Consider the following 14652-nt stretch of genomic DNA (forward strand, 5'->3'; position numbering starts at 1 on the left):
ACGCCCCCCGTGCTGTGAGGGCCGCCCCGGCATGCCGTGGGGGCGGCCCTCTCTAATTTATACACTTATCGGGCTGGGCGGCCCCTTATGCAATATCGAGATTAGGACATCGCCACATCCGTCCAACAGACGCATGGCGGTCTCTGTTTCCCTCTGATTAAGTACCCAGTTCCGGAAATACCTCTAGCAGAATGCCGATCAACTCGCGCGCACCTTTTACATCCAGTTGGATTGACTGACTAACCTTATTTGGGATCTTCCTCTCCGGCGATCCATAAGTATCGAGCTGAAGAATCACACGACCATCCACCGCGAAGCTTCGATAACCACATACAACCGGACCGTGGAGACGTTGAACGTCTCCATTGATTCCGTGGAATGCTTCTATGCGAGCCATGGAACAACCTTACCGAGCCGGAAGAATTACCACAAGGCCGCAAGGAACCGTTTAGCCAAAGCTGATCAGCTCGACGACATCCTTGAACAGCGCGGGGAACATACTTGTGCTCGCCCGCGAAGTCTTATGTTCACCCCCGAGGGCGAACGGATTATAGGGTGGTCCACCGACTACGAACGTCACCCCCTTCCTTAAAGGAGGTGTGCGAAATGACGCCGTGTGTTCATCACCCTCGACTAGCGCCCACTCATCCCTAATCATGTTCGCCACCCTGGTGCGCTTCGCGCCATTGGCATGCAGTCGCCTCGCAGGCGCGTTCGATATAACCGTTGACGAGCAGACGACGAAAGTCCGCGATGCGCAGCCTAACCAGCTCCTCCGCCGACGAAACAGCCCGGATCCCAGCGTCTGACCTCGAACGGAATTATTCCTGGTAGACCGTTACGAAAGCATACCGCGGAACAGTGACACATACAGCATGGATGGGCGCCACTTGGTGCGTGCGCGCCACACCTCGACGCTAGGGTGATCCCTCCATCACCGGTGAGGAGGGGTCCAGGTGCCCAAGCAGGGATCCAGTAACAGCGCAGAGTTCAAACTCAGCATCACCAAGGCCCTCAGGGACCAGCTGGGCGCCAGCCTGGAAGATTTGACGCCGTCCCCACTCACGCCGAAAGAAATCGACAAAATCGAACGGCATCCTGGCGTCTACCAGCTCTACCATCGAGATGTATTCGTCTACGTCGGCAAGGCTGACTCACTGCGTTCGCGACTAGCCCAGCATCGGGAGACCATCAAGGGGCGGCTCAACATATCTCCGGATGAGATGACGTTCACTTGCCTGTATGTGGATGAAGATCTACCCACTATCGCCCCCGAACGGCTGCTGATCGACTGGCACAAGAGTCGCGGCGAGATCCCGTGGAACACGAGCGGTATCGGGAACCACGACCCCGGAGCCAAGCGCGACAGCACCAGCTGGGGGCCGGACCACTTCTACACGTTGTACCCCATCGATTTGAGTTGGCCGATTGAGAACCTCACGCCCGATGAGGCCCCCCTTTCGACGTTGATCAGCCACGCGAAGAAGCAACTCCCTTATACTTTCAGATTCAAGAAGGCTTCAGCCGTGTATTCAGCTTCGACAGCAACACTCGGCAAAACAACGGCGACCGCAGATGATATCTTCGCATTGACGGCAGCTTCACTCCCACCTGGTTGGCAGATCACCGCGCTACCTGGTTACGTGATCATGTATGACAAGATCAGTGAAGCGCCGGGGGCTTTGAAGATCTACAGGAGCCCGCATAGCCCTACCCCATGAATTTAGCTGTCGCTTACCCATAAACAAAATGTTCCTACTGAACATATTACATAATCGGGATATCGAGCCGCCGATCGCCTCGTGACACCATGAGGGGCGGAGCCGCCCCTCACCTCGCCGGCGGCGCGCTCATATCGCTCTCGGCCATGTTCTCCCACGCGCACCCGCCGCCCAGAAGCTTCGTCAGCCTCGGACACACTTCCGCCCGAGTGGACCTCAACCGTCACACCTCCGCGGTATGGTTCTATAGCGTTGAAATGCTAGGAGGGCGCAAATGGGACGGACATCGGTGGAGCTGTTCGCCGGTGGCGGGGGACTGGTGCAGGCCAGTGAGGCAGCGGGTTTCCGCCACCTCCTCCTGAACGAGTTCGCCCGGCGCGCGTGCGAGACGCTGGAGGCGAACGACTTCACCGGGCACCCTGAGGACGTGTCCACGGACATTCTCGCTAAGGCTGTCGAGGAGCTGCCTCGGGCAGGCGAGATCACGGACCCCTCAGACCACCGGGCGCTTCGCAGAGGTGTCCCCCTGGTCTGCGGTGACATCAGGCGACTGGACATGTCGTTCCTGCGTGACCACGACGTCGACCTCCTCGCGGGCGGTCCGCCCTGCCAACCCTTCAGTCTGGGAGGGGTAGCCAAGGGCGACGAGGACGAGCGGAACATGTTCCCGGAGATGTTCCGGGCCGTGCGGGAGATTCGCCCGAAGGCCGTGATGTGCGAGAATGTGCGCGGCCTACTGCGGCCATCATTCGCCCCATACTTCGAGTACATTCAGCGCGAGCTGGCCCTGCCGTTTGTCCGGCGCGTACAGGGGTCGGACTGGCGCGAACACGACCGGATCCTGCGGGAGGCCGACGCGGCGGGCGACACCGACCCCTCCGAGCGCTACGACGTACTGCTGTTCCGTGTGAACGCCGCCAACTATGGCGTTCCTCAGATCCGCAACCGGGTCATCCTACTGGCCTTCCGGGGCGATCTCCGCGTGAACCTGGGCAAGGTACGGGAGAGCCTGCGACACACACACTCAGAGACCGCGCTCCTGCGCACGTTCCAGGACGGGTCCTACTGGGGGCCGGGTCGCCATTCGACGGTCCCGCAGCACGTTCGCGACCGTGTCGCCGCACGCGTGGGTGACCAACTCGCACTGGCCAGCGAGGACGACGGACCGCTGCCGTGGCGCACACTGCGCGACGCGGTCCACGATCTGCCGCCGATCGACTTGGACCGGCTCGACAGGGTCACCGAACAGGGCTTCCGGGACCACGTGGGCTGGCCTGGGGCCCGGATCTACGATGGTCACACGCCGAACGAGCTAGACAGGCCAGCGAAGACCGTCAAGGCCGGCGTGCACGGGGTGCCGGGAGGCGAGTCGGTGATGCTCCTCGACAAGCTGGCGCATGGCGCAGATGACGCGGGGGGATATGCGCATCGCTATATGACAGTGCGGGAGACCGCCCGGGTCATGACGTTCCGCGACGACTGGCAGCTGGCGGGCCCCCGCGGCGAGCGGATGCGCCAGCTGGGCAATGCCGTGCCGGTCGAGCTGGGCCGGGTCTTCGCCGCGGCGGTGGCCAAGGCGCTGGACGAGGCGGAAGAGCGGAGATGATCGGAGTGACGGGGTCGCACCAGGAGGGCTGGCGTCGGCAAGGGCCGCCGCCAGACCGGGCGTGGCGAGGGAAGCCGGGGCGGAGCCGGGCCGCGTTGACCGCGGAACAGGACCGGGCTGCGGGTGGCCGCGCGGTTCGCTACGTAGACCTAGGGGAGGGCCGCTACGCGCTCGCGTCGATCGCGTTGAAGGTTTTGCCCAAGACTCGCCGGATCCGCGCCTATCTGCGCTGGTCGGACGAGGGGCGTACGCCGACCAAGTACGTCTGCGAGGTCTGCTACCCGACGCGGGCGCGGAATCTGGCCGCGGCCTGGGCTGAGGCGCGGGCACGGGGGCTGGTTGGGGAACGACAACTGCCGTCCGGATCGTGGGCGTCGTCGTCCTCAGTGAGGGCCTCAATGCGCGGGAACCGCGGCAAGGACACGGTGCCGGAGAAAGCCCTCCGGTCGCTGCTGCACGGGCGAGGTCTGCGCTACCGCGTCTCCGCGCGGCCCGTGCCAACACTGCGGCGGACAGCGGACCTCGTCTTCACGAGGGCTCGCGTCGCGGTCTTCGTGGACGGCTGTTACTGGCACGGCTGCCCCGAGCATTTGCGGCCGGCGACGACCAACAGCGCCTTCTGGCAGGACAAGATCGCCGCAAACCGCGTCCGGGACGCTGAGACCGACAGGATCCTCGCGGAGGAGGGCTGGGACGTCCTGCGATTCTGGGAGCACGAGGACCCGGAGGTGGCCGCAGAACGCGTCGCGGACCTGGTACGCGAGAAGACCACGGGGGCGACGGCCTTCCGTCTCTCTCACTAGCCTGACCGGATCATCCCTATTCACGACGGTTCGACGCCTTCATCTCCGTCCCGGTAGCACACGATTCGCCAGGGTCCGCAAATTCCAGCTGTATCGTCAGTGGCCCCCTCTATCCTCAGGGTTGAACGCTCGACTCATGAGAGTCGGGCGGCTTCGCCGTGCCAACTCACGCCGCGGCCGCCGTGACAGTCCCGATCCGCTAGGAGGGTTCCACCGGAGTGAAGATCACCCCTTCCGCCCGCGTGCTGAGCATGCTGGGTGAGATCGATTTCGACGAGTGGCAGTGCGTGGCCGAACTCGTCGACAACCCCTTCGATGACTTCCTCGACATCCTCCGCTCGGGCACGGAGTGGCCGGACGGCTTCACGGTCAGCGTGACCCTGCCGTCGTCCCCGAAGGGCGTTTTGGAGGTCCGCGACTCTGGGCGGGGCATGTCGTACGACCGACTAGCGCGCGCGGTGCGGGCCGGCTGGTCCGGGAACGATATGCACGACAAGCTCGGCCTGTTCGGCATGGGCTTCAATATCTCGACTGCCCGCCTTGGCCGGCGCACCCGGGTCCTAACGACCCGCACGGGCGACGCGGAGTGGATCGGCGTCGAGATCGATCTTGACCAGATCAAGGACGACTTCGAGGCGAAGGACATCACCGAGCCGAAGAGCGATCCTTCCCAGCACGGCACGCGTATCATCGTCGACCGCCTGCAACCGACGCGTGCCGAGTGGCTACGCCGCAACGGTGCCTCGCTCCGCAACACGCTGGGCTCGGTGTACTCATGGATTCTCAATGAACGTCCCTTCGAGTTGTACGTCGGCGGAGCCCGAGTCAAGCCCGTCCGCCACTGCCGCTGGGGCGACGACCGTTACGTGCTCTACAACGGCAGGGAACGGATCCCCGCCTACATCCCGATCGACGAGAAACTCCAGGACGGGATCGCCTGCCGGGACTGTGGGGAGTGGCAAATCCATTCGGGCGAGGTCTGTTCGGTTTGCGGCAGCGGCAACCTGACCGTGCGCGAACGCCGGGTCCACGGCTGGCTTGGCGTCCAGCGGTACTTGGACAAGGCCGAGTACGGGATCGATTTTCTCCGAAACGGCCGGAAGATCCTGCGCTGGGACAAGCAGCTCTTCACCTGGAACAATCCTGACGGGATCGCGGGGAATGAGGAGCCCGAGTACCCGGTCGATCTGGCCCACCAGGGCGGCCGCCTCATCGGTGAGATCCACCTCGACCACGTCCCCGTCACCTATCAAAAGGATGCCTTCGAGTACGGAGATCGCAGCTGGCTCAGCGCCGTGGAGCTGCTGCGCGGCGTTGCGCCACTCCAGCCTCAGCGCGCTCGCAAGCTCAACTACCCTGAAAATGAAAGTCCGCTGGCCTTGTTGTTTAAGGGGTTCCGTCGCAACGACGCGGGCCTGCGCTATCTCGTCCCCGGCGACGGCAAAAATCCCGTCCACGCAGCGAGCCGGGCCTGGGGCCGGAAGTTCCAGGCCGGTGAGACCGAGTTTCAGAGTGACGAACACTGGTGGCAGGCAGTCCTACGGCATGAGGAGCTCAAAAAGCGGAACAAGGAAACCAAGACGGCGGCCAGTGTGCCGGCTCAGCCCGACGAGCAGGCCGTCAAGGACGCGCTCGACTTCCCGGTCGATATGCCCACCTCTGGCACGGCTCGCCAGCCCGAGAGCGCGTCCACTGCCTCCGTCATGTCCGCCCCTACCGCCGTAGCAGTGAAGGAGAAGAAGGAAACCCGTAGCGAGCGCTTGGCCCGCTATGAGGATGCCGCGACGCCCCACGCCTACCTGAGCCGGCCCTTCGGTCATCCCGAACTTGGTCACGTGAAGGTCCGGACCCTGCTGCTGAGGCCGGGCGAGTCACTTCTCGATGACCACGGACTACCCGTCCCAGTCCTCCTCGACCAGCGGTCCGGCAACGAGGTCACCGCCCTTATCAATTCTGAGCACTCCGCGTTCCGGCGCTTCGGTGCGGACTACGCCGATCTCCTCTTGGTCGAACTGGCCGCCCTCCTTAAGGTTCGGGCGCGCTCCGACTGGAGCCCGTCCCAACTTGTCGCCGCGATCCGCGCCGAGTCCCTGCAGGACAGCGTGCTCGACGGAACCACGGTTGGCGCGGAGGCTCGCGACCTCCTTGCGGAGATCCGCGAACGTGTGGCCGGAGCCCTCGACCGGAGTGACGGCTGCGCCGCCGCCTACGGTCACCTCTCTGACGAGGAAAAGATCGCGACCGAGGAGGCGATGATCGCGGCCGGCCGTGTCGGACTCGTCGGCCGTCACGGGCAAGATTCCAGTTTCGTTCTCCACATGCCCGCACTGGCCTTGGTCCGGCTCGTGCAGGCGATGCCGGAGTCGTTCATGGACGGCGCCGTCTTCCGTGGTCCGTACGCCGGGGTGTCGTCGCCATCCGGGAAGGCGCTGAGCCTGGCCCGAGTCACGGGCTGCCTCGCGGACGTAGCGACGCTCGGCATGTTCGCGGATGGGGCGACCGTCCCACAGCTGCAACGAGCTCGCCTGAGCATCACCTTGCTACGCGACGAGCTGGCTGGCGAGGAATGAGCGCCGTATTCCTGACGGCCTCCGAGCTGCGCGACGGCGGCCCGGAGGGGCTGACCAAGGCACTCGAACGAGCCCTATGGCACCTGGGGTTCCAGGACGTCCGCATCATCGATGGCGCTCACGACCACGGCGCCGACGTGCTCGCGGTCCGCGCCCGCGAACAGTGGGTGTTCCAGTGCAAGTGGAAGGCGCACGGTACGGCCGACCACGCAGGCGTCGACGACCTCGAACGCGCTCGCACCTACTACCGGGCCGACAAAGCGGTGCTGGTGACCAACACGAACATCAGCACGTCAGCTGAGGCGCGGCGCAAGGCGCTGGCGGGGATCGGCGTCGACATAGCCCTGTGGCACGGGGCCACCCTGCACGCGATCGGTCAGAGGATGCCTGATCGCGTGCCGACCTCCTACGCCCTGCGGCCGTACCAGGAACGGGCCGTGGCCGCGATCAAGCGAGACCTCGACTGCGAAGGGACAGCGCTGTTGGTCCTGGCGACGGGACTGGGTAAGACGGTCGTCGGCGGCGAGGTCATCGGCAATCTCCTCATCTCGCGTCCCGATGCACGCGTCCTGGTCGTCGCCCACATGCGCGACCTGGTCAGCCAGCTGGAGAAGGCGCTGTGGCGTCACCTGCCGAAGAGCGTGCCCACCCGCCTCCTCACCGGCGAGAGCAAGCCCCGGGCCCTCGACGGCGTTGTCGTCGCGACCGTCGAATCGGCACTGTCCGCCGTGTGCGGAGGCTACAAACCCGACCTCGTCATGATCGACGAGACCCATCACGTGGCCGAGACCGGCAGGTTTGCGGAGCTCCTCGATCTGTGCGGGACTGCTGGAAGATTCGGAGTCACCGCCACCCCTTGGCGTGGCGACAAGTTCGACATCACTGCCCGCTTCGGCCGCCCCAGCTTCAAGATGGGCATCGCTGAGGGCATGGCGGCGGGCTATCTGTCGGCCGTCGACTACAAGCTGTACGCGGACGGTGTCGACTGGGACACCGTTCAAGACATCAGCCGTCACGGCTACTCCATCAAGGATCTGAACCGGCGCCTATTCCTCCCCCAGAGGGACGAGGAGATCGTCGAGCACCTGCGGACAGCGTGGCGGGAGACCGCTGAGCCACGTGCCATCGTGTTCTGCCAAACCATCGAGCACGCCGAGCACATGGCGAGCCTCATCACCGTCTCGGACCCGGCGTGGGTCAACGCCTCGTACCTCCACAGTGGCCTGCCGAAGCGTCACCGTGATGTGTTGCTCAATGAGTTCCGCCTCGGCCGTGTTCCGGTGATCACCTGTGTGGATGTGTTCAACGAGGGTGTCGACGTACCAGACGTGAACTTGATCGCGTTCCTGCGCGTCACCCACAGCCGAAGGATTTTCGTCCAACAGCTCGGCCGCGGGCTGCGGCTGAGCCCCGGCAAGAAGGCTCTTCATGTCCTCGACTTCGTGACCGATATCCGCCGCGCTGCGGCGGTACTGAACCTGCGGCGAACGCTGGAGGCTGAGGAAACCGAGCACCTGGAACTTCCACACGTCTCCCGAATCGAGTTCCAGGACAAGACGGTCGGCTCGCTGATGGACATGTGGATCCAGGACGCGGCCAACCTCGAGACCGCGGCGGACGAAGTCCGCCTCCAGTTTCCCCTACCGAAAGGAATCCTGTGACCGACTACAAAATCCCGCCCGCCGTCGAAAAGGCCGTAGTCACACGGATCTACGCCCAGGCCGACGAGGCCCGGTGGCCGCATCTCCAGGACGCGGACCGCACCCGTCTGTACCGTGATTGGACGGAGGATCCGGAGATCGGCGGTCGCCTCCTCGACTTCGTGGGGCAGCGGGCCAACATCCGTCCGTGGCTGAAGGACTGTCCTATGAAGGAGTACGAGCGAGCACGGCGCGGCGAGGGCAAGTACGCCAAGTACGTGACGCGGCCGGCCGCGACGCTCGAGCAGATGGTTGTGGCGGCGCTCGGCCCCGGTTGGGAGGTCATCCCGGGGACCACCCAGCAGAAGCCGATGCGCGCGAGAATCCGCGAGGTCGGGACTGAGGACGAGGAGCAGCACTTCGTGGCCGGCACGGCGGCGAACCTCAAGCACCTCGTATGGCCCGCCATTCTCGATCGGTCCACTGGGGAGACCTGGCCCTGGACGATCTGCGTCGTCGATCCGTTCCGCGATCCCGTATCGCCTGAGAAGAAAGAGGAGCACCGGCGCATGGCCGAGTTCCTCGGCGTGCGGTTCGTCTATTTCAACGAGATGTAGGGGGGGCGATGGGGGACCAATGGTCGATGGGCGATTGGCTGATCAGGGCGTGGGAGACCGAGGTCTTCGACGAGCGTGAGCGCGCCGTCGTGACGCTCCGGTCTGAGGGTCGGACGCTGGACGAAGTCGGGGCGGCACTCGGGTTGAGCCGCGAGCGCCCGCGCCAAATCCAGAACCGGGTGCGAAAGCAGCTCACGGATATGGCGGACATCGTCAAGGACGGCTGGCGAGAGTCTGCCCGCGCTGCAGGCGCGGGCCCGGCCGCCCCGCGAAAGGCCTTCGCCGCCGCGCTCGGATTCGTCGACCACGTGGCGCTGGAGGAACTGCTGGCCGCAGCAGGGCTGGACACACCACGGACATGGGCGGGGCCCTTGCGTGGCTGGTGGAGTGCCGAACCCGGCGCGCTGGATAGCGCTCTGCGTCGTCTCGTCGACACCGCTCCCTTCCGTGGCGACGACCTCGACTGGGCGGCTTCCGAGGCCGGACTGCCGGCAGGCCTTCCTCTGGCCGAGCTGCTGACCCACTCAGAATCGCGGCTAGCCTTGAGCCCCGACGGGCACTGGGTCCGCCGCAAGGCGCGGGGACGCGACGCCGCGTACCTGTGGCTATTGGAAGTCGGGCGTCCTTGCCAACCCGACGAACTACTCGCCCCGATGGCTGTGACGACCGTCGCTGCCGTACGGGAGGCACTGCGCCGTGACAACCGGTTCCGGCGAATCCGCCCTGAGGGGACCTGGGCCCTCGCTGAGTGGACTCACCTGCGCGCTTCCCCATACGCCACAGCGGTAGAGGCGATGGTCTCGGTAGTCACCGAGTCGGGTCCCCTCTCCCGAGCACAGCTCTTCGCCCGAGTGACGGAGCTGCACCCCGTCACCCCGTGGCGTCTGACGCAGTGCTTGATCAGCGACCAGCTGGGCGAGACTCCGGACGGCCTCATCGATCTCGTCTCCCGCGGTGCCCGCCCCATCGAGGACGAGGAACCAGCTCAGCCCGACTCGATGGCCATCGAGGGCGACGTTCTAGGGGTCCGGATCCCCGTCACTCGAGACGTTTTGCGCGGCAGCGGCATCAACGTACACACGTGGCTAACCTGGCGACTCGGACTGCGTCAGGCTCCCATGAGCCGCACATTCGCCGTCCCCGGCGACCACCAGCCCCTTATCGTCCGCCGCGGCACCAGCGGGGCCCAGCTCTCCAGCCTTCGCCGCCACGCGCTAGAACTCGAGGTCGATGACGGTTGCGTACTCGCTGTGCTCCTCCGGCTCGACGACGACACTGCGCGTGTCGGTCACGGCTGCGCGCCAGACAACTGCCCGGCCCAGCCTGGAGACGGCTTGCCGAGGGTAACCCGCCCCACCACCGGGGACATCCCAGGACTGCGGATTCAACGCCGAAGGAGCAACAGCCATGTGAAGCTCGAGAAGCTCAGCACCCAGTGATAGCTGGCTAAGGGAGGAGCACGGGCCCCGTCACCGACGACGAACATGCCTCGAAGTGGGTCTGGGCGCGGTCGAGGATGTCGTCGGGATCCAGGCCGTGTGCGGTCAGCCAGTGGAGCAGGTCCAGGATGAGACTGGCCACCGACTCTTCCAGAACTGGGCGATGGGTGAGCCTCGCAGTCGGGCTGCCGACTGCGAGGCCGTACGCCTCCATGACGGTCGTTGCGCGCTGGATGCGGCGGCGAGATTCGTCCGGGGCCAGGGGAAGCTCACACCAGACCGCTTTGCCGGCCGCCGTGCGGGTCGTGCCCCATGCCGCTGAGAGGCCGGCGAGGAGTTGCAGGCCGCGGCCGGACTCTTCCTCGGATGCCGGGTGGAGGTTCTGGGGTTCCTTGTGGCTGCTGTCGTGCAGTTCTACGCGTAGCTGATCCGCTTCGGCGTCGAGGACGAGCGTGGCCGCGGTGCCCCGGCCGACATGTTTGATCACGTTCGACGCCAGCTCCGTGACGATCAGTTGCGCTTCGTCGGCGAGGGCCGACATCCCCCAGGCGACGAGTTCTGCTCTCACTGCTCGGCGCAGGCCAGCCACTTGAGGGGCTTCAGCGGCAAACGGAAGGATGCAGCGGCATGGTTGGGGGTCGGTGACTGAGTAGCGGTGCATGGCCACACTCCTTGGGCGCTACGTCAGCGCTGTGCCCAGTCGTGTCCGTACGACCGCGCTGCGTAGTCTCGCTGATGCGAGTATGACACTGAGAAGTCTCTCCATGTAACTTCTCACAGACCCTCGGAAGGGTGAATCCGGTGGTGTGGCAACTTCAGCCGCCCATAGCCTTGTTGCCGCTGGTCCCGTCGGGGCCAGCTCGGAGGGAGAGGTAGCGTCATGCCAGCGCGGGCCACTACCCGTCGACGCCAGCTCGGCGTCATGATGCGCAAGTTCCGGGCCCGCAAAGGGATGACCCTGGAGGAGGCAGGCCGGCTCGTCGGGGTCTCGAAAGCGACCGTCAGCCGGTACGAGACGCAGGAAGGGCCCGTGAAGTGGCCCATCGTGGATGCCTTGTGCCGTGAGTACGGAGCGAGTGAGGCGGAGCGGAAGGCCGCGGTCGGCCTCGCCAAGGACGCCAAGCGGCAGGGGTGGTGGACCTCCTTCTCGGATTCGCTCCCGGAGAGCATGAATCTGCTGTTCACGCTGGAGGACGAGGCGGTTCGGGAGGACCACTTCGCCTGTCTGTATGTGCCCGGCCTTTTGCAGACGCGTGGCTATACGGAGGCGGTGCAGCATGCGTCGGAGATGCGGCTGACCGCGGAGGAGATCGAGCGGTTGGTCGACCTTCGGATGAAGCGGCAGGAGATCCTGAGCCGTCCGAAGCCGCCCCATCTGTGGGCCATCCTCGATGAGTCGGTGATCCGGCGCGTGGTCGGTTCGCGTGAGGTGATGCGGGAGCAACTGGGTCACTTGTCGCGCGCCAACGAGTCGCCTGACATCACGCTCCAGGTCCTGCCGTTCGCCAAGGGCGCGCACTCAGCGGCCATGGGGAGTTTCGTGATCCTCGGGGGTGCCGAGCCCTCGCTGGACGTCGTCTACGTCGACATCCACGTCGGCTCACTCTTCATGGAGAAGGACGAGGAACTGGAGCGCTACCGGCTGGCGTTCGATTACCTTCGTGCTCAGGCGCTGGACATGTCCGCGTCCTCAGCCCTCATCGAACGTGTCCGCGAGGAGATCTGATGCGCGAAGGATGCATACCCGAGAGAGATGCCGGTTGGTTCAAGTCCTCGTACAGCGGTGCCGGTAACACTGAATGCGTAGAAGCGTCCTTCGGACCGGGCAGGGCCGCCGTGCGGGACTCGAAGGAGCCGGGGCGGGGCGTGCTCGGGTTCTCCGGCCGCGCGTGGGCGGACTTCGTCACGGCCGTGCGGGGCGGGGAGTTGGGCTGAGCGCCCAATGCAGGAACCGCGCGGCACGGCGGCCCGGCGGGGCGCGGGCCCGCGCCCGGTGGGCGGAGGGCTCACCGGGCGCGCGGGGCGGGGGTGCGGGGGTTTACGGGTGGTACTTCTCCTCGACCGTCTCGGCGGCGCCGGACTTGGGGTTCATGGTGACGCGGACGGTCACGCTGTTGGTCTTCGCGGCCTTCTCCAACTGGTCCACGGTGCACTTCGCGGTGCCGTAGCCGTCGTCGCCGATGGACGCGCCTTCGGCGCCGTCGTCCTCGGCGCAGATCGCGGCCGCGCCGAGGATCCGCGTGGCGTTGGCGACAAAGAATGCCTGCTCCATGCCGCCGCTCTCGGGCTTGACGGTCAGCTTGCCGGGCGCGAGGTACTTCAGCGTGCCCTCGATCGTCTTGTGGTTACCCGCGTTGGCGACGCCGCTTCCGTCAGGGGCGGACATCGCCTTGGCGGACTTGCCGCTGTCCTGGCCCTGCGAGCCGCTCTTGGACTGAGTCGAGGCCGAGGCGTGCTGCGAGCCGGCAGCGTCTGCCGACCCGCCCTGCCCGCAGGCCGTGGCCCCCAGGCCCAGTGCCGCGGCGGCGACGATGGCGGCGGCGATGCGGCGGCCGGCGCGGCCACGGAAACGGTTGGTGGCGGTGGTCATCGTGGGTCTCCCGTTGCTCTGTTCTCGCGTCTCGTTCCCGGACGACAACCAGCTTCGAAGAACGGCTTGGCGTTCTGCTAATAGTCGGCTAATGCGACGCGAGCGGCACACTGCGGGATGTGCGCCGTGGGGCCTGCGTAGGGTCGGGGGCAAGGTGACCCTTGGAGCGCGGAGGTAGCGGGATGGCTGGAGTGCCGGCGGGCGTCGTGGCTGCGGGTGGGTTGGTCGGGGGGTATTCGGTGGCTCGGTGGACCAAGAGGCGGCCCCTGGGTGGTGTTGCCCTCGCGGCTGCGGGGGCGGTGGCCGCTCGGGGGTGGCGGGAGAAGGCGGGGAACGGGACCGCCGCCGCGCTCAGTGCGGCGTACGTTGCCGCGTTCGCCGGGTCGCATCCGCTGGCGAAGAAGATCGGGGCCTGGCCGTCCGTCTTCGCCGTCGCCGGTGGCCTCGCCCTCGCGTCCTGGGCCCTCGCCGATCGGCGGTCGGGGTCGTCGGGGTCGTAGGCCGTATGTAGCGGTGCTGGCGTATGCCTTACTCGGGGTGACTCGGACGGTGGGCCGGTGGGCGGGTTCGCTGCCCGCCCGCCGTCCTACCGCCGCCCGCCGTCCTACCGCCGCCCGCCGTCCTACCGCCGCCCGCCGTCCTGCCGCCGCCCGGCGGTCCGCGCCCCGTCCCGCCGTCTTCCGCTCAGTCCGATGCCGACGTCAGCAGGTCCAGTTCCGGCTGGGTCAGCTTGAGGTCGACCGAGGCCAGGAGGGCGGGGAGCTGGTCGACGGAGCTGGCGCTGGCCAGGGGGGCCACGACCGTGGGCTGGGCGAGGAGCCAGGCCAGGGCGACCGTGGCGGGCTCGGTGCGGTGGTTGGCGGCGACGTCGTCCAGGGCGGCGAGGACCTTCTGGCCGCGCTCGGTCTCCAGGTGCTTGGCCGCGCCCGTGGAGCGGGGGCTGTCGACGGCCGCGCCCGGGCGGTACTTGCCGGTGAGGAAGCCGGACGCCAGGGAGTAGTACGGGATCGTCGCCAGGTCGTGGCGGGCGGCGACCTCGGAGAGCTCGCCCTCGAAGGCGTCGCGCGAGACCAGGTTGTAGTGCGGCTGGAGGGCCACGTAGCGGGCGAGGTTCTCCCGGGTGGAGAAGGTCAGCTGGGCCTCCAGGCGGTCCGCGCCGACGTTGGACGCGGCGATCTCACGGACCTTGCCCTCCCGGACCAGCTCGTCCAGGGTGGTGATGATCTCCTCCACCGGCACCGACTGGTCGTCGTAGTGGGTGTAGTAGAGGTCGATGTAGTCGGTGCGCAGCCGCTGGAGGGATTCCTCGACGCCCGATTTGATGGCGGACGAGGTCAGCCCGCGCGGCTCCGGGGAGCCGGCGCCCACCTTGGTGGCGAGGACGATGTCGGAGCGGTTGCCGCGGGAGGCGAACCAGTTGCCGAGGATGGTCTCGGACTCGCCGCCCTCGTTACCCGGCACCCAGGCGGAGTAGACATCGGCGGTGTCGATGAAGTTGCCGCCGGCCGCCACATAGGCGTCGAGCACCCGGAAGGACTCGGCCTCGTTCGCGGTCCAGCCGAAGACGTTCCCGCCGAGGGAGAGTGGGAAGACGGAAAGGTCACCGATCTTCTGTGTGTTGTCAGCCATACATCTTTACAACGGTTGGCTGGACGGGGTTGTTCCA

14 protein-coding genes are annotated in these 14652 nt (G+C 66.3%); 10 read left to right on the forward strand and 4 right to left on the reverse strand.

The genetic code is table 11. The features are described from left to right. Positions 1 to 157: 157 nt before the first annotated feature. Positions 158 to 397, reverse strand: a complete 240-nt coding sequence (locus tag ACZ6TD_RS22950) for a hypothetical protein (RefSeq protein WP_471356932.1) — start codon at positions 395 to 397, stop codon at positions 158 to 160. Positions 398 to 956: 559 nt separating this feature from the next. Between ACZ6TD_RS22950 and ACZ6TD_RS22955 the strand changes: the two genes are divergently transcribed. From ACZ6TD_RS22955 to ACZ6TD_RS22985, 7 genes are all read left to right on the forward strand, one after another. Then, positions 957 to 1721: a GIY-YIG nuclease family protein gene (locus tag ACZ6TD_RS22955; protein WP_471356936.1), complete on the forward strand. Its 765-nt coding sequence runs from the start codon at positions 957 to 959 to the stop codon at positions 1719 to 1721. A 274-nt stretch (positions 1722 to 1995) separates the two neighbouring features. After that, on the forward strand, positions 1996 to 3327 hold the full coding sequence (locus ACZ6TD_RS22960) for a DNA cytosine methyltransferase (RefSeq protein ID WP_093463554.1): 1332 nt from the start codon (positions 1996 to 1998) through the stop codon (positions 3325 to 3327). A 95-nt stretch (positions 3328 to 3422) separates the two neighbouring features. After that, a complete protein-coding gene (locus ACZ6TD_RS22965) occupies positions 3423 to 4130 on the forward strand; it encodes a very short patch repair endonuclease (protein WP_471356941.1) in 708 nt (235 codons plus the stop codon). 218 nt (positions 4131 to 4348) lie between these two features. After that, a complete protein-coding gene (locus ACZ6TD_RS22970; RefSeq protein ID WP_471356944.1) occupies positions 4349 to 6700 on the forward strand; it encodes an ATP-binding protein in 2352 nt (783 codons plus the stop codon). Next, positions 6697 to 8361 carry a DEAD/DEAH box helicase family protein gene (locus tag ACZ6TD_RS22975; RefSeq protein WP_471356947.1) on the forward strand — a complete coding sequence of 555 codons (1665 nt, stop codon included), beginning with the start codon at positions 6697 to 6699 and terminating at the stop codon, positions 8359 to 8361. The genes ACZ6TD_RS22970 and ACZ6TD_RS22975 overlap by 4 nt, the downstream gene beginning before the upstream one ends. After that, positions 8358 to 8957, forward strand: a complete 600-nt coding sequence (locus tag ACZ6TD_RS22980; protein ID WP_471356949.1) for a hypothetical protein — start codon at positions 8358 to 8360, stop codon at positions 8955 to 8957. Before ACZ6TD_RS22975 ends, ACZ6TD_RS22980 begins: the two co-directional genes overlap by 4 nt. A gap of 26 nt (positions 8958 to 8983) precedes the next feature. Further along, positions 8984 to 10396, forward strand: coding sequence for a sigma factor-like helix-turn-helix DNA-binding protein (locus tag ACZ6TD_RS22985; protein ID WP_471356951.1), 1413 nt, complete (start codon positions 8984 to 8986; stop codon positions 10394 to 10396). 7 nt (positions 10397 to 10403) lie between these two features. Here ACZ6TD_RS22985 and ACZ6TD_RS22990 read toward each other — a convergent pair whose 3' ends face one another. Further along, entirely contained in the window at positions 10404 to 11057 is a 654-nt protein-coding gene (locus tag ACZ6TD_RS22990; RefSeq protein ID WP_471356956.1) for an ATP-binding protein, read from the reverse strand. A gap of 219 nt (positions 11058 to 11276) precedes the next feature. On the opposite strand from ACZ6TD_RS22990, the gene ACZ6TD_RS22995 reads away from it, so the two are divergent. Together ACZ6TD_RS22995 and ACZ6TD_RS23000 are read left to right on the forward strand one after the other, a co-directional pair. Further along, positions 11277 to 12122 carry a helix-turn-helix domain-containing protein gene (locus tag ACZ6TD_RS22995; RefSeq protein WP_471356960.1) on the forward strand — a complete coding sequence of 282 codons (846 nt, stop codon included), beginning with the start codon at positions 11277 to 11279 and terminating at the stop codon, positions 12120 to 12122. Further along, positions 12122 to 12331: a DUF397 domain-containing protein gene (locus ACZ6TD_RS23000; RefSeq protein ID WP_471356962.1), complete on the forward strand. Its 210-nt coding sequence runs from the start codon at positions 12122 to 12124 to the stop codon at positions 12329 to 12331. Before ACZ6TD_RS22995 ends, ACZ6TD_RS23000 begins: the two co-directional genes overlap by 1 nt. Before the next feature lie 103 nt (positions 12332 to 12434). On the opposite strand, the gene ACZ6TD_RS23005 is transcribed toward ACZ6TD_RS23000, so the two are convergent. After that, a complete protein-coding gene (locus ACZ6TD_RS23005) occupies positions 12435 to 12986 on the reverse strand; it encodes a hypothetical protein (RefSeq protein ID WP_471356966.1) in 552 nt (183 codons plus the stop codon). A 182-nt stretch (positions 12987 to 13168) separates the two neighbouring features. On the opposite strand from ACZ6TD_RS23005, the gene ACZ6TD_RS23010 reads away from it, so the two are divergent. Continuing rightward, complete coding sequence (locus ACZ6TD_RS23010; RefSeq protein ID WP_471356969.1) at positions 13169 to 13486, forward strand: hypothetical protein; 318 nt, start codon at positions 13169 to 13171, stop codon at positions 13484 to 13486. 184 nt (positions 13487 to 13670) lie between these two features. On the opposite strand, the gene ACZ6TD_RS23015 is transcribed toward ACZ6TD_RS23010, so the two are convergent. Next, positions 13671 to 14615: an aldo/keto reductase gene (locus ACZ6TD_RS23015; RefSeq protein ID WP_471356970.1), complete on the reverse strand. Its 945-nt coding sequence runs from the start codon at positions 14613 to 14615 to the stop codon at positions 13671 to 13673. Between the last annotated feature and the right edge of the window lie 37 nt (positions 14616 to 14652).

It is taken from the genome of Streptomyces yongxingensis (assembly GCF_055597465.1).